A 19613-nucleotide genomic window follows, 5' to 3' on the forward strand; every position below is an offset into this window, starting at 1 on the left:
AATCGAGACGACTCCAGGAACCGGAAAGGCGTGAACGCAAAGCGATGTCTCTGAACGTTCATCAGCTTCATATTTTCTACACGGTCGCGGAGCGGGGCAGCTTCTCGGCCGCGGCGCAGGCGCTGCATATGACGCAGCCCGCCGTGACGATGCAGATTCAGGCGCTGGAAGAGCGATTCGGCGTCAAGCTGCTGCTGCGCTCGACGAAGAAGCTCGAGCTGACCGAAGCCGGACACTGTCTGCTGCCGCAAGCCCGGAAGGCGATCGAGCTGATGGAAGAGACCGACGCCGTCATGGCGCGGTACGTCGAGACGCTGAAAGGGCAGCTTCTGTTCGCCGCGAGCCTGACGATCGGAGAATATGTGCTGCCGCGGCTGCTCGGGCCGTTCCTCAGCGAGCATCCCGAGATGTCGGTCAGCATGCGGATCATGAACACGAGCGAAATCGTCGAAGAGATCGCCCACCACGGGCTGGCGTTCGGGCTCGTAGAAGCGTCCACCGACGACGAGGCGGTCGTTACCGAGCCGGTCATGAACGACGAACTGACTCTGGTCGTGCCGACCGGGCATCCGTTCGCGGAACGGGGCGAAGTCGAGCTGGAGGAAGTGCTTGCGGAGCGTTTCGTTCTCCGGGAGCGGGGCTCCGGCACGCGGCAGGTGCTCGTCGAGGAACTGGAAAAAGTCGGAGTGACGGAAGACCGCCTGCGCATCGTCAGCGACTTCGGCAGCAACGGAGCGGTCAAGTCGGCGGTCGAGGCGGGAATCGGGTTGACCGTGCTGTCGGTCTGGTCGATCAAGAACGAAGTCTCGCTCGGGCTGCTGATGCCGGTCCGTATCCGGGGCGTGGACTTCCGGCGGCAGTTTTACGCCGTACGCTCCAAGTCGACCGAGCTGCCTTTTCACGCCGCCGTACTATTACAATACTTAAGGGGACTTACGCATGAATCCGGTTGACCTGCATACGCATACGACGGCATCGGACGGCTTGCACCGTCCGGCCGACAACGTCCGCATGGCGAAGGAGGCGGGCCTGACCGGCATCGCCATTACCGATCACGACACGGTGGCGGGCTTCGAGGAGGCGGCGGAGGCCGGCGCGAAGCTCGGCGTCGAAGTCGTGCCCGGCGTCGAGATCAGCACTTCCCATGAAGGCCGGGATATTCACATCTTGGGCTACTATATCGACGTGAACGACTCCGCGCTGATCGAGCGGCTGGTCTCGCAGCGCCGCGTTCGCGACAGCCGCAACGAAGGAATTATCGCCCGGCTGGCCGAGCTGGGCATCCCGCTGACGATGGCGGAGGTGGCCGAGGCGGCCGGACGCGAACCCGGCCAGGACGAGACGATCGGCCGTCCGCATATCGCGGCTGCCCTTTTGCGGGGCGGCTTCGTGGCGTCGATCCAGGAAGCGTTCGACCGCTATTTGGCGGAAGGCCGGCCGGCCTACGTCGTTCCTCCGGCGCGAATCAGCCCGTTCGAGGCGTTCGACTGGATCCGCGAGGCCGGCGGGACGGCCATCGTCGCCCATCCCGGCCTGTACGGCGATGACGAGCTTCCTGAGCTGTTCCTGTCGCGCGGCGCCGACGGACTGGAGGCATACCACTCGGACCATTCGCCGGAACAGGAGCGGCTTTACCGGGAATTGGCCGAGAGCAGGGGCAAGCTGGTCACCGGCGGCTCCGACTTCCACGGCGCGCGCAAAGGAAAGACGTATCATGGCCCCATCGGCAACCGCGTCGTGGACGCGGAAGTGCTGAACCGTTTGCGCGAGCGGGCGCGCGGGAGACAATAGCTCCTTTGGCATGAACCGAGAGGGACCGCCGGCCGGATCGCCGGCGGTCCCTCTTCGCGTCTTCCGCTCTCCAAGCGACGATTCCGCCACCGCCGCACATTTCCCGCGCCCGGAGGAAAGGCCTACAGCTGCCGGATCGCGCTAGGCAGGCCGCGGATTGCGGCTTCGTCGGGCGTGACGTAGAGCGTCTTCTGCCCTTCATAGATGACGAAGCCGGGCTTGGCGCCGTTCGGCTTGCGGACGAGCCGTATGCGGGTATAGTCGACCGGCACGCCGCTGGATTCCTTCGCCTTGCTGTAATAGGCGGCCAGCATGGCCGCTTCCCGCAGCGTCTCCTCGCCGTAATCGGTGCCGCGGATCAGCACGTGCGAGCCGGGAATGTCCTTCGTGTGCAGCCAGGTGTCCGAAGACTGCCCGAGCCGGTTGGTGACGTAATCGTTCTGCTTGTTGTTCTTCCCTACGTAGATCGATACGCCTTCGCTGGACGTATAGCAGAGCAGGGCGGGGCGGTCGTTTTTTTTCTTCTTCGCGCCTTTGCGAAGACCGCGCTCCCGAATATATCCCTGCTCGGTCAACTCCTCCCGAATCTCTTCGATATCGGCGGGGGAAGCGCTCTGCAGCCCCTGCAGCACCGAATCCAGGTACCGGATTTCTTCTTCCGCGAACGCCATCTGCTCGGCGACGACGGCACGGCTGTTTTTGAGCTTGGTATATTTGCGGAAGTAACGCTGGGCGTTCTCCGTCGGCGTCAGCAGCGGGTCGAGCGGAATCGTCACGAGCGGCTGCTCCTCCTCGTAATAATCCGTCACTTCCACGCTTGCGTCGCCTCGTTGAAACTGATGCAGATGCGCGGTGAGAAGCTCTCCGAGCTTTCGCAAGCGGTCGGCTTCTTCCGCCTCCTGCAGCGTTTCCTGAAGCTTCTCGAGCTTCTTCGCGTTTTTGGCCGTTTCGTTCTGCAGCAGGCGGGTCAGATCGGCCGTCCGCTGACGGACGAGGTCGCGCTCCGCCTTATCGGCGTAATACGAATCCAGGCAGTCGTTCATCGACGCGAAATCGGCGCTTTCGCCGGTCAGATGGGTCAGGCGGACCGCGGAAAAGGACGTTTTCCCCTTATCCGACTCCGTAATCGAAGGCTCGTAGCGGTGCTCCGCGAATCGCCGCATCAGCGGGCCGAATACGCTCCACAGCGAATCCGCCTCGCCTCCCGCGCGGTGCACGATCTCTGCGGCGATCAGCGGGCTGAGGCCCGAATAGGCGCCGACGATCGCTTGCGCCAGCCCGCGGGGCGAAAGGTCCTCGGTTTCGTTCAGCGCCGCGGCGAACGACTCGGCCGTCGCCGACAGCGGATTTTGCTTGCCCTGCGGCGGAGGCGGCACGTAGGCGGTTCCCGGCATGACGACGCGGTAGCTGCTGATGGCCGGGGTCACGTGGCGAATGCTGTCCAGAATCGTTCCCGTGGCGGGATCGAGCAGGATCAGGTTGCTGTGCCTTCCCATCACCTCGAGCGTCAGCCGTTTGACCGACAGATCGCCGAGCTCGTCCCGGTGCCGGACGTCGAGCAGGACGACCCGTTCCATGCCGTCCTGCTCGATCCGTTCGATGATGCCGCCTTCGCAATGCTTGCGAAGCAGCATGCAGAACATCGGCGGCTCCGTCGGATTCGGCCAGGTCCGCTCGGTCCAGTGGATGCGGGGCAGCGACGGGTGGGCGGACAGCAGCAGCTTTTTGCCGCCTCCCGGGCCCCGAAGATGGAGGACGATCTCGCTGTCGGTCGGTTGATAGATTTTATGAATGCGCGCGCCTTCGAGCGTCGCCAGCTCGTGTACGAGCGCGCGGGTGACGATTCCGTCCAGAGACATGAGGTTTTAACTCCCGATACCTTGAATTCGGAGGGCTTCCGTTCTCCTATGATGCCACAGTTGTCCGGAAAGGGAAAGTCCGGCCGGACGGGCGGGGGATATTTCCCGGCTTGTCTGAATACACATAGGGGAGAAGAACCGATCCGTCAGAAACGGACGGCGATTTGCGGGAGGGGATGACCGGCGTGGAACGGAAGGCTTGGCACCAGCAGAACGAGAAAGAGTTGGCGGCATCGCTCGGGACGGATCTCAAAGCGGGGCTCGCGGCCGACGCCGCGGCCGCCCGGCTCGGCGAGGTCGGGCCCAACGAGCTGACGGAACGGCGCAGCGAATCGCCGCTGAAGCTGTTCCTGAATCAATTCAAAGATTTCATGGTGCTCGTGCTTGCGGGCGCAACCGTAATTTCGGGCTTGCTCGGAGAGATGCTGGACGCGCTGACCATCATCGCCATCATCGTGATCAACGGGGTGCTCGGGTTTTTCCAGGAATATCGCGCGGAGAAATCGCTCAAAGCGCTCAAGGAACTGTCCGCTCCGCTGGCCAAAGTGGTGCGCGGCGGGACAATGGATACGATTCCGGCCAAGCAGCTCGTTCCGGGGGATCTCGTGCTGCTGGAGAGCGGCGACCGGGTTCCGGCCGATCTGCGGCTGATCGAGAGCAATCAGTGCACGATCGAAGAGGCGGCATTGACCGGCGAGTCGATGCCGGTCGCGAAAACCGCGGACGTGCTGAACGACGAGGATCTGCCGCTCGGAGACCGCAAAAACTGCGGCTATCTCGGAACGATGGTGACCCGCGGCACGGCCAAAGGCGTCGTCGTCCAGACCGGCATGCGGACGGAGATGGGCAAGATCGCCGATCTGATCCAGCAAACGGACGAATCGGAGACGCCGCTGCAGCGGCGGCTGGAGCAGCTCGGGAAAATCCTGATCGTGCTGGCGCTGGCGCTCACGGTCGTGGTCGTGCTGGCGGGCGTGCTGCACGGACAGCCGATGTACGGCATGTTCCTCGCCGGGGTGAGCCTGGCGGTCGCGGCCATTCCGGAAGGGCTGCCGGCGATCGTGACGATCGCGCTCGCGCTCGGCGTCCAGCGGATGATCCGGCGGCGGGCCATCGTCCGCAAGCTTCCGTCAGTCGAGACGCTCGGCTGCGCCTCGGTGATATGCTCCGACAAGACGGGAACGCTCACCCAGAACAAAATGACGGTCACCCGGCTTTGGCTCGGCGGCCGCAAGATCGACGTTTCCGGGGAAGGCTACGAGCCGACCGGCCAGTTCACCGAGCACGGACGCCAGGTGGAGATCAAAGGGGACGCGGCGCTCCGCCGGCTGACCCAGATCGCCGCGCTGTGCAACAACTCCGAGCTGACGAGCGAGGAACGCGCCGAAGAGCCCAAAAAGAAAAAATCGGGCAAGGACGCCGAAGCGGCGGCGCCCGCCTGGACCGTCAGAGGCGACCCGACCGAAGGCGCGCTGCTTGTGCTGGCGGGCAAATCCGGCGTCACCCGCTCTTCGCTAGAATCGCTTTATCCGCGGACGAAGGAGTTCCCGTTCGATTCGAACCGCAAGCGGATGTCGGTCGTCGTCACCCACCAGGGAGGCCGGCTCGTCTGCGCCAAGGGAGCCCCGGATCTGTTGATCGAACGGTGCGCGTACATTTTATGGGAAGGGAACGTCGTCCCTTTCACCGGCACGCTGAAGCAGAAGGTGCTGCAGGCGAACGAAGAGATGGCCGGCGATGCGCTCCGCGTATTGGGCCTCGCTTACCGGGATATGAGGTCCCACGATTCGTGCGAGTCCGAGGACGAAGTGGAGACCGGCCTGATCTTCGTGGGGCTGACCGGCATGATCGACCCGCCGCGGCGGGAAGTGGCCGAAGCGGTCGTCAAGTGCCGCCAGGCCGGCATCCGCACGGTGATGATCACCGGCGACCACCGGACGACGGCGGAGGCGATCGCCCGCGAGATCGGCATTCTGCCGCGCGACGGGAAGGTGCTGAGCGGCTCCGACCTGTCGGCGATGACGGACGAGCAGCTCGACCGGGTTGCGGACGACGTATACGTATACGCGAGAGTGTCTCCGGAGCATAAGCTGAGGATCGTGCAGGCGCTCCAGCGGCGCGGGCACGTGGTGGCGATGACCGGCGACGGCGTCAACGACGCCCCGGCGGTGAAGGCCGCCGATATCGGCATCTCGATGGGCATCACCGGCACCGACGTCACCAAAGAAGCCTCGGCCCTCGTGCTGGCCGACGACAACTTCGCGTCGATCGTAGCCGCAGTGGAAGAGGGACGAGGCATCTATGAGAATATCCGCAAGTTCATCCGCTATCTGCTCGCCTCCAACGTCGGCGAAATTCTGACGATGTTCATCGCGATGATGCTGGCGCTGCCGCTGCCGCTCATCCCGATCCAGATTCTCTGGGTGAACCTCGTCACCGACGGACTGCCGGCGATGGCGCTCGGCGTCGATCAATCGGAGAGCGATCTGATGCGCCAGAGGCCCCGGTCCGCCAAGGAGAACATTTTCGCCAGAAGGCTCGGTTGGAAAATCATCAGCCGCGGCATTCTGATCGGCGTGTGCACGCTTGCGGCGTTCGTGCTGACGCTCGGCGGCTTTAAAGGAGAAGGGGCGACGCTCGTGCACGCCCAGACGGTGGCGTTCGCCACGCTGGTGCTCGCGCAGCTGATCCACGTGTTCGACTGCCGCAGCTCGCGCTCCATTTTCCACCGCCGCTTCTTCGAGAACAAATTCCTGGTGCTGGCCGTCCTGTCCTCGCTGCTGCTGCTGCTTGCGGTCATCTACGTCGAGCCGCTCCAGCCGGTCTTCAAGACGGTGCCGCTTCACGCTCGCGATTGGGCGCTCATCTTCGTGGCCGCCGGCATCCCGACGTTCGTCATGGGCATCGGCAGCGTATGGGGCTCGTCGCGCCGCCGCCGCAAGACGGCTCGCATCTCCTACAGCGCGGGCGGCGCCCGCATCGTTCGCTAAAGCGCGGGCATGCGCGCTGCGTAGGCTGGCGAGTCGGACCGAACGCTCCTTTGTTCGGGCGTTAGCGGTTCCGCTCATCGCCCAAGAAATGCGGCCAAACAGCGTTATCCCTTCGGCTCGGACAGCGAGACTTAACGTCCGTTGACTTCTTCGAGCCGCGCCGGCTCCTCTTCTTGCCGGTCCTCCGCGATGCCGCGGGTCGAATTGCGGAATTCCCGCAGCGTGTCGCCGAAGGCGCGGCCGAGCTGAGGCAACTTGGCCGGTCCGAACACGATCAGCGCGATGGCGAAAACGATGATCAACCCGGAAATGCCGATATTGTTGAACATGAGACTCACCTCCTTCTACGGGATGTTGAGGGCCGCTTCTTCGGGAGCGGTCCTTTGCTTTTTTACAAAGGTTCCCCTACACTTGCGAGGAACAAAGTTTGCCAAATGCATTTACAGTTCTGCCCAATGCTCGGCAGAATGCTGTAAGTTCACTAAGTGCACTTATAGCTCGCCCCAAGGCTCGGTAGGATGTTGTAAGTACACCGAATGCACTTACTGCTCGCCCCAAGGCTCGGTAGGATGTTGTAAGTACACCGAATTCACTTACTGCTCGCCCCAAGGCTCGGTAGGATGTTGTAAGTACACCGAATGCACTTACTGCTCGCCCCATGGCTCGGTAGGATGTTGTAAGTTCATCGAATGCACTTACAGCTCTGCCCAAGGCCCGGTAGGGTGCTGTAAGTACACGAGATGAGCTTTTAGGACTTACTGAAAAACGCGACCGAAGCGCACTCCACGTGCTAGCCCCACCCAGGCTCGATTTTTTCGCGTTAAATCGTCGTTGCTGCGCTAGTTGGTCTCACTGACTCGATTTTTCCGCGTTAAATCGTCGTTGTTGCGCCAGTTGGTCTCACTAACTCGATTTTTCCGCGTTAAACGGTCGTTGCCGCGCCAGTTGGTCTCACTAACTCGACCTTTCCGCGTTAAATCGTCGTTGCTGCGCCAGTTGGTCTCACTAACTCGATTTTTCCGCGTTAAACGGTCGTTGCCGCGCCAGTTGGTTTCACTAACTCGATTTTTCCGCGTTAAACCATCGTTGTCGCGCTAGTTGGTCTCACTAACTCGACCTTTCCGCGTTAAATCGTCGTTGCTGCGCCAGTTGGTCTCACTAACTCGATTTTTCCGCGTTAAATCGTCGTTGCTGCGCTAGTTGGTCTCACTAACTCGATTTTTTCGCGTTAATTCGTCGCCGCGACGCGGTCGTGCCGCCACCTGCTCAAGCGCAGAGCAGCCGCCCGCCGGAAAGCTTCTTACACCGGCTGCGGGGACAGCGAGCCGCGGCGGCGCTTGCGGTAGTACCGGGTCGAGACGAAGGCGCCGATCTCGAACAGCAGGATGAGCGGCACGGTGACCGACAGGTGAGAGACGAAATCCGGCGGCGAGATGCAGGAGCCGACGACGGCGAGGCCGACGTAGGCGTATTTGCGCGCTTGCCGAAGCTTGTCCGGCGTCAGCAGGCCGAGCCGGGTCAGGAACAGCAGCACGAGCGGCATCTCGAACGCGACTCCCATCGGCAGCAGGAAGCTGAGGATGAACGTCACGTAATGGCGGATGCCGTACACCTCGCGCGCGCCGATGCCCTGGTTGAGCCGCATCATGAACCGGATCATCATCGGCAGCCCGACGGAGTAGCCGAACGCGATGCCCGCGACGAACAGCAGGAACGAGACGGGCACGTAAAACAGCGCCCCGCGCGCTTCCTTCTCCGTCATCCCCGGCCGGGCGAACGCCCACAGATGATACAGGGCGAACGGCAGCGTCAGCACGAGGCCGACGAGCATGGCGCACTTCATGTAGACGATCAGCCCGTCGGACAGCGAGAAGACGCTCCAGTCCACGCGCATCGGGCCGGAATGGGTCTTGACGAACGCAAGCACCCGCGGTGATGCATACAAGCCCGCGGCGAACGCGGCGACGAACCACAACCCGACGTAGATGAGCCGCCGCCTCAGCTCGGCCAAGTGCTGAACGAGTTCCAGATCCGCCTTGCTCCCGGCGCCGATCACACGAGCGAACCGCCTTTGGTCAAGTAGGTGGCGATTCCTTCCGCCGTGCGATAGGCGAGCCCGCCTACCGTCGCCGTCGGGTTGTAGCCGCTGTTATGGGCGAACGCCGAAGCGCCGCAGACAAACACATTTTCTGCGTCCCACATCTGCAGGTAATTGTTCACGGCGGACGTCGACGGATCGGCGCCCATCGTCACGCCGCCGGTATTGTGCGTCGACTGATACGGAACGATGTTGTAAGTGGACAGCGTTCCCCTCATCTCCGTTTTGGAGGCGCCCATCTGATCCGCGATTTCCTTCGTCTTGGTCGCGAGATATTTGACGAGCTCCTTATCCTGGTCCTCGAAATCGAACGTCATGCGGATCAGCGGCAGTCCGAGCGCGTCCTTGTAGGTGGGATCCAGGTCAAGATAGTGGTGGCGGAAAGGTAGCGAGGAGCCCTGCGCGCTGACGTTGAGCGTCCGGTTCGCATACTTGATCGACATCGCCTTAAAATCTTTGCCCCAGGCCGGCGTGCCGGAAGGCGCCGGGTTGTTGGCGATCGGCCGAAGTCCCGTCTGGGTCAGGCTGATGCTCGCCCCGTGCAAAAATTTCAGGTCGGTATGGTCGAAGTTGTCGCCGTTATAATCGTCGAGCACCGCTCCGAGCGCGCCCGCGCCCATGAACGTGCTGAACTCCTTGTCGTCGTAATAGGCCGACGTCGCGGCGCCGTTCACCTGGTAGCAGTAGTTGCGGCCGATGACGCCGGTCTGCGTCTTCGGGTCGTATGGCTTGCCGAGCTTGGAGAGCAGCAAAATTCTCGTGTTGCTGAAAACGAAGCTGGCCAGCACGACGACATCCGCCGGCTGAACGTATTCCTCGCCCGTCGGCATGTGCGTGTATTGGACGCCGGTCGCTTTCTTGCCGTCGTGGATGATCTTCGTCACGTTCGCAAACGTGCGCAGGTCAAGCTTCCCGGTCTTCTGAGCGACGGGGAGGACGGTGACGGTCGGATCGGCCTTGGCGCCGTATTCGCAGCCGAACCGCTCGCAGAAGCCGCAATATTGGCAGGCCGCGCGCTCGATGCCGTCCGGGTTTTTGTAGTTCTGCGACAGGTTCGCGGACGGCATGGAGTACGGGTGAAGCCCCAGCTTCGAGGCGGCGTCGCGGAACATCTTCAGCGCCGGAGATTGCTTCATCGGGCCGGTCGCGAACGGCTTCGACATCTTGCCTGCGAGCGGGGACGGCTCCGGATCTCCGGAGATGCCGGCCATCTGCTCGAATTTGACGAAGTAAGGCTCGAGCTCGTCGTATGTAATGCCCCAGTCCTGGATCGTCATGTCCGCCGGAATTTTGTTTTTGCCATACCGCTCGACCGTCTTCGTCTTGATCTCGAAATCGTAGGGCAGGAACCGGAAGTATTGTCCGTTCCAGTGGACGCCCGCGCCTCCCAGGCCGTCTCCCATCAGGAAGGAGCCGTAAGAGCGCATCGGCAGCGCCCGGATCTTCTCGTTGTTGCGGTAGGTGACGGTCTCCTTGGACAGATCCTGCATCAGCTCGTAACGGTTCGCGTAGCGCAGCTCGTCGTGGACGTGGTAATAGTCGGCCGTGGACCGGCTGCGGCCGCGCTCCAGCCCGACCACGCTGTGGCCGGCCTTTGTCAGCTCGGCGGCGATGATGCCGCCGACCCAGCCCATTCCGACGATCACGACGTCTGTCTTCGGCAATTGGGTCGCCATGGTTTGCGGTTCCTCCTTGTCAGGATGTGAGATGGTCGCTCAGGCTCATCGGCGTCAGCTTGACCAGCCCTTCTTTCTCGATCTGGTCGTAGTAGCTCATTTGGTTGCCCGGGTAGTTTCGCATTTTCCAGCCGCCCATGTTCTTGTTGCCGCCGTAGAGAGGGTCGGAATAGACGCCTTCCAGGACCAGCCCGCGGAACATGCTGAAGAAGGTTGCGGCCGGAACTTCCTTGAGCGTGACGTCGTTCTTCTCGAACGCGGACAGCACGGCGTCCTGCTGATCGGCCGTCAGCTTCGTGAACTTGTTCTGGTACTTGTCCCGGCTGTACTCGTCCAGCGCGTCGAGTCCCAGCGCCATCAGCTCTTTCCGCTTGAACGTAAGCTGATATCCTTGATAGGCTTCCGCCGCGTAAAACGGTGGCAGCATGTAATCGCGCGCATTCGAGCCGTAAGCGCTGGCCATCTGGTGGTCGATGAAGAAGGCGACGCCGAGCTCCTTGGCTCCGGGTCCCAGGTCGTCGGCGGGAAAGAGGCGCTCGGCCGCCGCTTCCGCCGTCTGGAACTGATCCTGGTTGAAAAACATCATCGCCTGGTTGTAATCCCGGTCCGAAGAAGTCGCGGGCGGAGAGCCGGACGGCGAAGGGGAAGGAGCCGCCGCCTTCTTGCCGGTCTTGTTGTTCGCCCCGATCAGGCCGCCGACGACGCCGCCGACGACGAGCCCCCCGACCGCCGTGCCGGTATATTGGAGGAAGCGTCGTCTCGATTCGTCCTGCGGCTGGTCGCCGCGCGGACTTTTCTTGTCTTTTTCCTTGTCGCTAGCCATAGGAGCCCTCCGTTCTTTCGTAGCCGTCTTGATGCTTGAAGGTTCCGGCATATTTTTTCCTGATTTTCACGACTTATCCATGGCAAACCGAGTGGCGAAAAAGTGCAAACAAAAACAGGTTTGCTGTATGCTAAATTCCGCTGCGAATGAGGTATGATGAAGGCAGAAACCGGACAAACGGAGGGGCTAAGATGCAGTTTACGAAAATGCACGGACTCGGCAACGATTTTATCGTCGTCTACGGAGAGAAGGAGCTCCCGGCCGACGCGGGAGAACGGGCCCAGCGGCTCTGCAACCGGTTTTTCGGCATCGGGGCGGACGGCCTCGTGTTTATTCTTCCGTCTGAAAAGGCGGATTTTAAGATGCGCATCATCAATTCGGACGGCTCCGAGGCGGAGCAATGCGGCAACGCGATCCGCTGCGTGGCCAAGTACGTCTACGATAACGGGCTGGCGGACCGGACGGAGCTGACGATCGAGACGCTTGGCGCCGGCGTGCAGCCGCTGCAGCTCGCCGTGGAGGACGGCAAGGTCCGCCAGGTGCGGGTGGATATGGGCGCGCCGATTCTGAACGGGCTCGACGTGCCGACGACGATCGACGCGAACCCGGTCGTCGGCCATCAGGTGGAGATCGACGGCAGGGAATTCGCGTTCACGGCCGTGTCGATGGGCAACCCCCATGCGGTCATCTACGTCGACGACGCCGTTCATTTCGATCTGGCGAAGTGGGGGCCGAAGCTGGAGACGCATCCGCTGTTCCCGCGCAAGATCAACGTCGAGTTCGCCAAGGTCAATTCCCGCGGCCAGGTCGACATGCGGGTATGGGAGCGGGGCGCCGGCCCGACGCTCGCATGCGGCACGGGCGCATGCGCGACGCTCGTCTCGTCGGTGCTGAACGGCTTGACCGACCGGCAGGCGACGATCTCGCTGGCGGGCGGAGACCTGTTCATCGAATGGAGCGAGGAAGACAACCGCGTCTATATGACAGGCCCGGCCGAAATCGTGTTTACGGGCGAAGCCTGATCCGGACGGGAGCGGCCCCGGCCGGCCCGCCCCCCATCCTGCAAAGCCCGGCTCCGGCCGGGTCTTTTGCCGTTTTCTCTCGCGGCTGGAAAACTAGCGAAATTTGCCCGCCGTCCCCCTTGTCCGGCCTATCATTTTCAAGTAAAATGAATCAATATGGCCTGCGGATCGGATTCAAGCCGAGAGTGCGTGGAGCCGATTGTTCTACCTGTATCCAATGTCCCGCAGTATGCGGGGGGCCGCTTTCGGTAACAATGGAAGCGTAGTAGGGTTGCCCCGGGGCTGCTTGCGAGGAATGACCGGAGGGAAGAGTTGCATGGCGATTAAACTGATCAACATCGGTTTTGGCAACATCGTTTCGGCGAATCGCATTATTTCCATTGTAAGTCCGGAATCGGCGCCGATTAAGAGAATCATTCAGGAAGCGCGCGACCGGCATATGCTGATCGATGCTACCTACGGCCGCCGCACGCGCGCGGTCATCATTACCGACAGCGATCACGTGATTTTGTCGGCTGTCCAGCCGGAGACGGTCGCCCATCGTTTGTCCACCAAGGACGACGAACATGACGAATGAATTGGGGACATTGATGAACAAAGGATTATTGATCGTGCTGTCCGGCCCTTCCGGCGTCGGCAAGGGAACCGTCTGCGCCGCGCTGCGCCGGCGGACGACCGACTTGATCTATTCCGTGTCGGCGACGACGCGGGCTCCGAGAGCCGGGGAGCAGGAAGGCGTGAACTATTTTTTTAAGTCGCGGGAGCAGTTCCAGGACATGATTGCCCGCGACGCGCTGCTGGAGTATGCCGAGTATGTCGGGAACTACTACGGCACGCCGCGGGAATTCGTCGAGAAGACGCTGGCCGAAGGCAAGGACGTCATTCTCGAGATCGAGGTGCAGGGCGCGCTTAAGGTGAAGGAGAAGTTCCCCGAAGGCGTCTTTATTTTCCTGCTGCCTCCTTCCATGGCCGAACTCAAGCAGCGCATCGTCGGACGCGGGACGGAATCGCAGGACAAGATCGATCGCCGCCTGTCCGTCGCGGTCGACGAGATGAACCTGCTCAGCAAGTACGATTACGCCGTCGTCAACGACGAGATCGACCGCGCCTGCGACCGCATTCTGGCGATCATCACGGCGGAGCATTGCAAGAAGGAGAGATTTCTCCACGAGCTGCTGGGCGAGCTGAAGAGCTTGACGACAGCCCAAAACGGAGCGGAGAGGTGATACGATGCTGTACCCATCAATAGACGAACTTGTTCGGAAGGTCGACAGCAAATACACGCTGGTCGTCGCGGCGTCCAAGCGGGCGAGAGGCCTCCGGGACGGCAAGCCGTCGCAGCTGCCGAGCCCGAAGTCGCACAAGGTCGTCGGCGTCGCGCTGGAAGAGATCTACAAGGACCTTGTCAGCGTCGAGACGTTGACCCAGGACTGAATCCTGTACTATCGGAAGACCGAAAAAAAAGCTGCTCTCTCGAGCGGCTTTTTTTTTCATTGTTTTAGGAAAATACGCGAATAAATTTCTTGTAGATTACAGGGGGCTCCCCCAAAAGGAATCGGAATTAACTTCAGAGCATCCCTTCACTTTTGGGGGATTCTTATCGGGGACTCCCCCAAAAGGAATCGGAATTAACTTCAGAGCATCCCTTCACTTTTGGGGGATTTGTTCTGAACAAATCAGCTTTCGGATAGCGGATCGCGCAACAACTGCCGCATGCGTTCCTCGGTTTCGGTCTGTTCGACCGGCGTATAGACCGTCATGCCGCATTCCTGATTTTCGGAAATGGCGAATGTATGGTGAGCGAATGTCAACAATCCGACTTTGGGATGAAGGAGCAGTTTTCGGCCTTCCGTTTCTCCGGATACTTCGTGCTTTTCCCACCGGTCTTTGAACTCGCTGCTGGCATCGCAAAGTTGACTGACGAATTGGGGATACCACGGATCGTTCATATAGAGGGCATAGCGGCTTCTGAACTGAGCCAACAGCATGGAGGCAACGTCTTCCCAGTTCACAATTCCGCTTCTCATGTCCGGCTGCATGAAAATGCGCCAAAGGATATGTCTTTCCGGCTCCTCCGCCCGGCTAAAATCCCCGAATATGGCGGCAGCCGCTTGATTCCATGCCATCACGTTCCATCGCCGATCGGTGACATAGGCAGGGTAAGTCCCCATTCGATCGAGAATCTGTTGAAGCGCCGGGGTTACTTCGAACTCGGTACGGGCTCTATTCGCAGCCGCGTATGGATTGGCGAGTCTGCGCAAATGGATATTCTCGTCTTCGTTCAGCTTGAAGGTGCGCGCCAAACTGTCCAAAATTTGCTCGGAAACCCGAATGTCCCGGCCCTGTTCCAACGCGGTGTACCAAGGCAAAGAGATCCCGGACAGGCTGGCCACTTCTTCCCGCCGAAGACCGGGCGTGCGGCGCCGAGCCGTTTCCGCCTGCAATCCCGCGTCTTTCGGAGAGAGGCGCAAACGGCGCGTTTTGAGAAAGTCGGAAAGTTCTTTGCGCCGCCGTTCGTCATCCAATATCCTCAGCCTCCGTTCCTGATACCCGCAATACTAGTTTTCGCAAGACTACCGCTCGCCATGCTCCTATAAATGCCAAGCTGTTTGCCGTAAATAAATCTCATTATAATGATCGTGTGCTCGGAAGCACAAGCCGAAACCGGGGACAAAAAAGCAGCATGAACTCAAGGAGCAGGAGGTATGAAAGATGTCATTGCTCAATCATCGCGCCGTCATCGTAGGCGGCACTTCGGGAATCGGCCTGGCGGTCGCGAAGTCCTTCCTCGACCTGGGAGCTCGGGTCATCGTCGCCAGCCGGTCGCAAGACAAAGTGGACGCGGCAATAATGGAACTCGGTCAGGAAGCGCAAGGACACGCGCTGGATTTCCGGGATGAAGCCGGGACGAAGCGATTGTTCGAGAACGTCGGACCCTTCGATCACCTCGTCGTTACGGCCGCCGGAGATTCGGCCATGGCGCCCTTCGAGGCTCTGTCCGCCGATGAGGCGAGAGCGACGTTCGACAGCAAGTTCTGGGGACAATATTTGACGGTGAAAGCCGCGCTGCCTTTTATCCGGAAGTCCGGTTCCATTACCTTGACCTCCGGTGCGTTCAATCTGCGCCCGGCGCCGGGCTCTTCGACGATGTCCGCGATCAATTCGGCTGTCGATGGGCTTGTTCGCGGCCTGGCGGTCGATTTGGCGCCGATTCGCGTCAACGCGGTGTCGCCGGGGGTGGTAGACACTCCCTTTTTCGGCGGGATGGATGCGGCCAGCCGCGAAGCGATGTTCCAAGCGATTGCGCAGACCCTTTTGCTGAAGCGCATTGCCAAACCTGAAGAGCTTGCCGAGGCATACGCGTACTTGGCGAAAAATTCGAATACGACCGGTACCGTCCTTCAAGTCGAAGGCGGCGCGTTACTGTCGTAATCCTGCTCGTCGTTCGATCCCCAGAAATCGTCGTATCGGCCTGGGGCCGGTGCGGCGATTTGCATTTTCGACGGCCTGCTGGGATGGCTTTCAGGCGTTCGGGATTTTGCCCGCGATGTTTACGAGGCAATCATGTTTCACTATACTATACGTATTGCGTTTCATAGTTTTCATTTTGGCATCTGAGGCTCCGTGTTCATAGTTCGGGAGTGAGGAAGACAACCTGCGCGGTTGTTTTTTTCAACGATACAGAATTTATCGGCTTCGCAGCACTCATTCCTGTAACGTTTCCGATAAAACGAGTGCGCTTCGAACAAGGACGGCGCAGCCGTTTTACTTATCAGGGAGAGCAGGAGCTTGCGTGCGTGCGGATCCGGTCGGCGATGCGAACGAACGGGTCGAATCGTCGACGGTTTCTTTGAAGGGGGAAGAGGCATGGACAAGACGCTGACGGGACGCACCATCGTCCTGGGCATTACGGGCGGCATCGCCGCCTTTAAGGCGGCCGCCCTGTGCAGCAAGCTCGTCAAGCTGGGCGCCGAAGTGCGGGTGATCATGACCGAGGGGGCGACGAAGTTCATCGCGCCGCTGACGCTGCAGACGCTGTCGCGGCACCCGGTGGCGACGGACGTGTTCGACGAGCACGACGCTTCGCGCGTGCAGCACATCGATCTCGCCGACTCGGCGGACCTGGTCGTCGTCGCGCCGGCGACGGCGAATATCATCGCCAAGATGGCGCACGGATTGGCCGACGACATGCTGAGCACGACGCTGCTCGCGGCGACGGCGCCGGTGCTCGTCGCTCCGGCGATGAACGTCCACATGCTGCAGCATCCGGCGGTCGTGCACAATTTGAACGTGCTGGCTGCGCGAGGAGTACGTTTCGTCGAAGCCGGAACGGGGCAGCTTGCCTGCGGCTACGTGGGCAAGGGCCGGCTTGCGGAGCCGGACGAAATCGCGGGCGCCGTGGTCGAGCTGCTGCGCGGCGACCGTCCGATGGCGGGGCGCCGCGTGCTGGTGACGGCCGGAGGAACGGTGGAGCGGCTCGATCCGGTCCGCTATATTACGAACGACTCCTCCGGCAAAATGGGCTTCGCGCTGGCGGAGACGGCCCGCGACTGGGGAGCGGACGTGACGCTCGTGTGCGCGCGGACGGACGGTCCGCCGCCGGCGGGCGTTCGCGTCGTGCGGGCGGAGTCGGCCGAGGAGATGCGGGACGCCGTCATGAGCCGGCTGCCCGAGCTGGACGCGGTCGTCAAAGCGGCGGCCGTCGCCGATTACCGGCCGGCCGTCCGGCATCCGAGCAAGATGAAGAAAGGGTCGGAGACGCTCACGCTCGAGCTGGTGAAGACGCCCGACATCCTGCAGCAGATCGGGGAATGGAAGCGAACGAGGGAGCCGGGCGGGAAAGCGCCGTTCGTCGTCGGTTTCGCAGCCGAGACGGACGACGTGGAGCGCCATGCGATGGAGAAGCTGGCCCGCAAAGGCTGCGACCTGATCGCCGCCAACGACGTGTCGGCCGAGGGAGCGGGCTTTGGCGCGGATACGAACATCGTGAACGTCTACGGCGCCGAAGGGCTTGTCGAAGCGATCCCGCAATCGGCGAAGCGGTCGGTGGCGGAGCGGCTCTGGCGGCTTGTCGCCTTGCGGGCCGGCTGGGACTGGACGGGTCCGGGGGCGAGCGCGGCGGCCGGCAAGGAGGCGCCCGAATGAACATCGCCCGCGTCGTCGTCGACGTGCCGAGCCGGGATACGGACCGCCCGTTCGACTACCTCGTGCCCGACCGGCTCGAGGGCTGGGTCGAGCCGGGCAGCCGCGTCGCCGTGCCGTTCGGGGGACGGACGCTGCAGGGCATCGTCGTCTCGGTCGGCGAAGCCGCAGCCGCTTCGGTCGACCCCAAGCGGCTCAAGGAGCTGGCCGACGTTCTCGACGCGATGCCGCCGCTGACGCCGGAGCTGCTGGAGCTCGGCGCCTGGATGAGCCGGCGCTGGCTCTGCCCGCTGACGATCGCGCTGCAGGCGATGCTGCCCGCCGCCTTGAAAGGGCGGACGGAGAAATACGTCTCGCTCGTCCCCGGAGCGGTCTGGACGGAAGGCGAGCGGATCGCCGCCGGGGATATGCTGCGGGCGCTCGAGAAGTCGTCTCCGCTGAAGCTGGCTGCGCTGCTCAAGCAGTTCGAAGGCCGGGCGGGAGACGTCAAGCGCTGGATCAAGGAAGGCAAGCTGGAAGAGCTGCAGAGGGTCGAGGACCGTCTGGCGGTGCGCACCGTTCTGACGGTGTTCGCGCCGGAGGCGGAGCGGCTGCGGGAAGCGCTGGGCGCGATACCGGCCAGGGCGGCGAAGCAGCGGGAGACGATCGCCTACCTGCTGGACCGTCCCGGGCCGATCCCGCAGCAGCGGCTGGCCGAAGCGGTCGGAACGACCGTGCAGACGATTCGCGCGCTGGCGGACAAGGGATGGCTGGAAGTGCGTCCGGTCGAGGAGGATCGGGATCCATACGCGGGGCGGAATTTTCCGGCGTCCGCCCCTCTTGTGCTGACGCCGGCGCAGGAGGAAGCTTTCCGCCCGATCGCCCGCGCCGTCGACGAGGGGCGCCACGGGCTGTTCCTGCTGCACGGCGTCACCGGCAGCGGCAAGACGGAGCTGTACCTGCAAGCCATCCAGCGCTGCTTGTCCCAGGGCAAGGAAGCGATCGTGCTCGTGCCGGAGATCGCGCTGACTCCGCAGATGGTCGAGCGCTTCAAAAGCCGCTTCGGCGAGCGCGTCGCCGTTCTTCACAGCCGTCTGTCGAACGGCGAGCGCTATGACGAATGGCGCAAGATCCGCGAAGGCCGGGCGCAGGTGGCGGTCGGCGCCCGGTCGGCGATCTTCGCCCCGTTCGGGCGGATCGGCCTGATCGTCATCGACGAGGAGCACGAAACGTCCTACAAGCAGGAGGAAAGCCCGAAATATCATGCGCGGGACGTCGCCGCCGAGCGTGGCCGTCTGCACGGCGCGGCGGTCGTGCTCGGCTCGGCCACCCCGGCGCTGGAGACATACGCCGCGGCGATGGAAACGGCGGCAGGCCGAGCAGATACGGCGAAGACTCGCCCGGTTTATGTGCCGTTGCCCCAGCGCGTGGCCGACCGGCCGCTGCCGGGGGTCGAGATCGTCGACATGCGAGAGGAGCTGCGGCTGGGCAACCGGGCCATGTTCAGCCGGTCGCTGGCGCGGGCGCTTCAGGAGCGGCTGGAACGCCAGGAGCAGGCCGTGCTGCTGCTCAACCGGCGCGGCTATTCCACGTTCGTCATGTGCCGCTCGTGCGGGTATACGGCGCAATGCCCCCACTGCGACATCGCGTTGACGTACCACCGAGGCTCCCGGAACCTCCGCTGCCATTATTGCGGCTACGCCGAGCGCGAGCCGGTCGAATGTCCCTCTTGCGGGAGCGCGCATATCCGTTTTTTCGGCACGGGGACGCAGAAGGTGGAGGAGGCGCTGGCGCACTCTTTTCCGGGCATCCGGGTGATTCGCATGGACGTGGACACGACGACCGAGAAAGGCTCGCACGAGAAATGGCTGACGCAGTTCCGCGAGCGCCGCGCCGACGTGCTGCTCGGCACGCAAATGGTCGCCAAAGGGCTCGATTTTCCCCAAGTGACGCTCGTCGGGGTGCTGGCGGCCGATTCCGCGCTCAAGCTGCCCGATTTTCGCGCCCCGGAGCGGACGTTCCAGCTGCTGACGCAGGTGGCGGGCCGGGCGGGGCGGCACGAGCTGCCGGGAGAAGTGATCATTCAGACGTACGAGCCCGAACATCCGTCCGTCGCTCTCGTCCGGCAGCACGATTATGCCGGGTTCGCGGCGCAGGAGCTGCGCCACCGGCGGACGCTCGGCTATCCGCCTTACGGGCGGCTGATCGCGCTCACGCTGTCGCATGAGCAAGC

Annotated in this window: 16 protein-coding genes; 10 read left to right on the plus strand and 6 right to left on the minus strand. The window is 62.3% G+C overall.

Translation table 11 applies throughout. The features are described 5' to 3' along the window. The first annotated feature begins 44 nt into the window (after positions 1 to 44). Positions 45 to 953 (plus strand): LysR family transcriptional regulator, encoded by a 909-nt coding sequence (locus tag H7C18_RS33725; RefSeq protein ID WP_185133533.1) that lies wholly within the window; start codon positions 45 to 47, stop codon positions 951 to 953. Beyond that, positions 940 to 1791 carry a PHP domain-containing protein gene (locus tag H7C18_RS33730; RefSeq protein WP_185133534.1) on the plus strand — a complete coding sequence of 284 codons (852 nt, stop codon included), beginning with the start codon at positions 940 to 942 and terminating at the stop codon, positions 1789 to 1791. The genes H7C18_RS33725 and H7C18_RS33730 overlap by 14 nt, the downstream gene beginning before the upstream one ends. A 122-nt stretch (positions 1792 to 1913) precedes the next feature. Here H7C18_RS33730 and H7C18_RS33735 read toward each other — a convergent pair whose 3' ends face one another. After that, positions 1914 to 3650: an Rqc2 family fibronectin-binding protein gene (locus H7C18_RS33735; protein ID WP_185133535.1), complete on the minus strand. Its 1737-nt coding sequence runs from the start codon at positions 3648 to 3650 to the stop codon at positions 1914 to 1916. A 185-nt stretch (positions 3651 to 3835) separates the two neighbouring features. On the opposite strand from H7C18_RS33735, the gene H7C18_RS33740 reads away from it, so the two are divergent. Next, positions 3836 to 6640: a calcium-translocating P-type ATPase, SERCA-type gene (locus tag H7C18_RS33740; RefSeq protein WP_185133536.1), complete on the plus strand. Its 2805-nt coding sequence runs from the start codon at positions 3836 to 3838 to the stop codon at positions 6638 to 6640. Between the two features lie 131 nt (positions 6641 to 6771). Here H7C18_RS33740 and H7C18_RS33745 read toward each other — a convergent pair whose 3' ends face one another. The 4 genes from H7C18_RS33745 to H7C18_RS33760 form a co-directional block, all read right to left on the minus strand. Then, on the minus strand, positions 6772 to 6969 hold the full coding sequence (locus tag H7C18_RS33745; RefSeq protein ID WP_185133537.1) for a twin-arginine translocase TatA/TatE family subunit: 198 nt from the start codon (positions 6967 to 6969) through the stop codon (positions 6772 to 6774). Between the two features lie 971 nt (positions 6970 to 7940). Then, positions 7941 to 8696, minus strand: a complete 756-nt coding sequence (gene tatC, locus H7C18_RS33750) for a twin-arginine translocase subunit TatC (RefSeq protein ID WP_337914072.1) — start codon at positions 8694 to 8696, stop codon at positions 7941 to 7943. Further along, positions 8693 to 10414, minus strand: coding sequence for a GMC family oxidoreductase (locus H7C18_RS33755; RefSeq protein WP_185133538.1), 1722 nt, complete (start codon positions 10412 to 10414; stop codon positions 8693 to 8695). Before H7C18_RS33755 ends, tatC begins: the two co-directional genes overlap by 4 nt. Positions 10415 to 10433: 19 nt before the next feature. Beyond that, positions 10434 to 11237: a gluconate 2-dehydrogenase subunit 3 family protein gene (locus H7C18_RS33760; protein WP_185133539.1), complete on the minus strand. Its 804-nt coding sequence runs from the start codon at positions 11235 to 11237 to the stop codon at positions 10434 to 10436. A 191-nt stretch (positions 11238 to 11428) separates the two neighbouring features. Here H7C18_RS33760 and dapF point away from each other — a divergent pair, with 191 nt between their 5' ends. The 4 genes from dapF (at position 11429) to rpoZ (ending at position 13693) form a co-directional block, all read left to right on the plus strand. Next, positions 11429 to 12259 carry a diaminopimelate epimerase gene (gene dapF, locus H7C18_RS33765; RefSeq protein ID WP_185133540.1) on the plus strand — a complete coding sequence of 277 codons (831 nt, stop codon included), beginning with the start codon at positions 11429 to 11431 and terminating at the stop codon, positions 12257 to 12259. A 316-nt stretch (positions 12260 to 12575) separates the two neighbouring features. Next, positions 12576 to 12836, plus strand: coding sequence for an extracellular matrix/biofilm regulator RemA (remA, locus tag H7C18_RS33770; RefSeq protein ID WP_027084220.1), 261 nt, complete (start codon positions 12576 to 12578; stop codon positions 12834 to 12836). Positions 12837 to 12849: 13 nt separating this feature from the next. Further along, a complete protein-coding gene (gene gmk / locus H7C18_RS33775) occupies positions 12850 to 13485 on the plus strand; it encodes a guanylate kinase (protein ID WP_185133547.1) in 636 nt (211 codons plus the stop codon). A gap of 4 nt (positions 13486 to 13489) precedes the next feature. After that, positions 13490 to 13693: a DNA-directed RNA polymerase subunit omega gene (rpoZ, locus tag H7C18_RS33780; RefSeq protein ID WP_185133541.1), complete on the plus strand. Its 204-nt coding sequence runs from the start codon at positions 13490 to 13492 to the stop codon at positions 13691 to 13693. Between the two features lie 242 nt (positions 13694 to 13935). Here the strand turns inward: rpoZ and H7C18_RS33785 are convergent, their stop codons facing one another. Beyond that, entirely contained in the window at positions 13936 to 14784 is an 849-nt protein-coding gene (locus H7C18_RS33785) for a helix-turn-helix transcriptional regulator (protein ID WP_185133542.1), read from the minus strand. Between the two features lie 187 nt (positions 14785 to 14971). Here H7C18_RS33785 and H7C18_RS33790 point away from each other — a divergent pair, with 187 nt between their 5' ends. The 3 genes from H7C18_RS33790 to priA form a co-directional block, all read left to right on the plus strand. After that, the gene (locus tag H7C18_RS33790; protein WP_185133543.1) at positions 14972 to 15691 is read left to right on the plus strand and encodes an SDR family oxidoreductase; all 720 of its coding nucleotides are present in this window, start codon (positions 14972 to 14974) and stop codon (positions 15689 to 15691) included. Between the two features lie 435 nt (positions 15692 to 16126). After that, the gene (gene coaBC, locus H7C18_RS33795) at positions 16127 to 17404 is read left to right on the plus strand and encodes a bifunctional phosphopantothenoylcysteine decarboxylase/phosphopantothenate--cysteine ligase CoaBC (protein ID WP_185133544.1); all 1278 of its coding nucleotides are present in this window, start codon (positions 16127 to 16129) and stop codon (positions 17402 to 17404) included. Continuing rightward, positions 17401 to 19613: primosomal protein N' (gene priA, locus H7C18_RS33800; RefSeq protein ID WP_185133545.1), on the plus strand; the 2213-nt coding region annotated here is incomplete at its 3' end. The genes coaBC and priA, both read left to right, overlap by 4 nt.

The organism is Cohnella zeiphila (genome assembly GCF_014212055.1).
In the GTDB taxonomy this organism is placed as follows: Bacteria; Bacillota; Bacilli; order Paenibacillales; family Paenibacillaceae; genus Cohnella; species Cohnella zeiphila.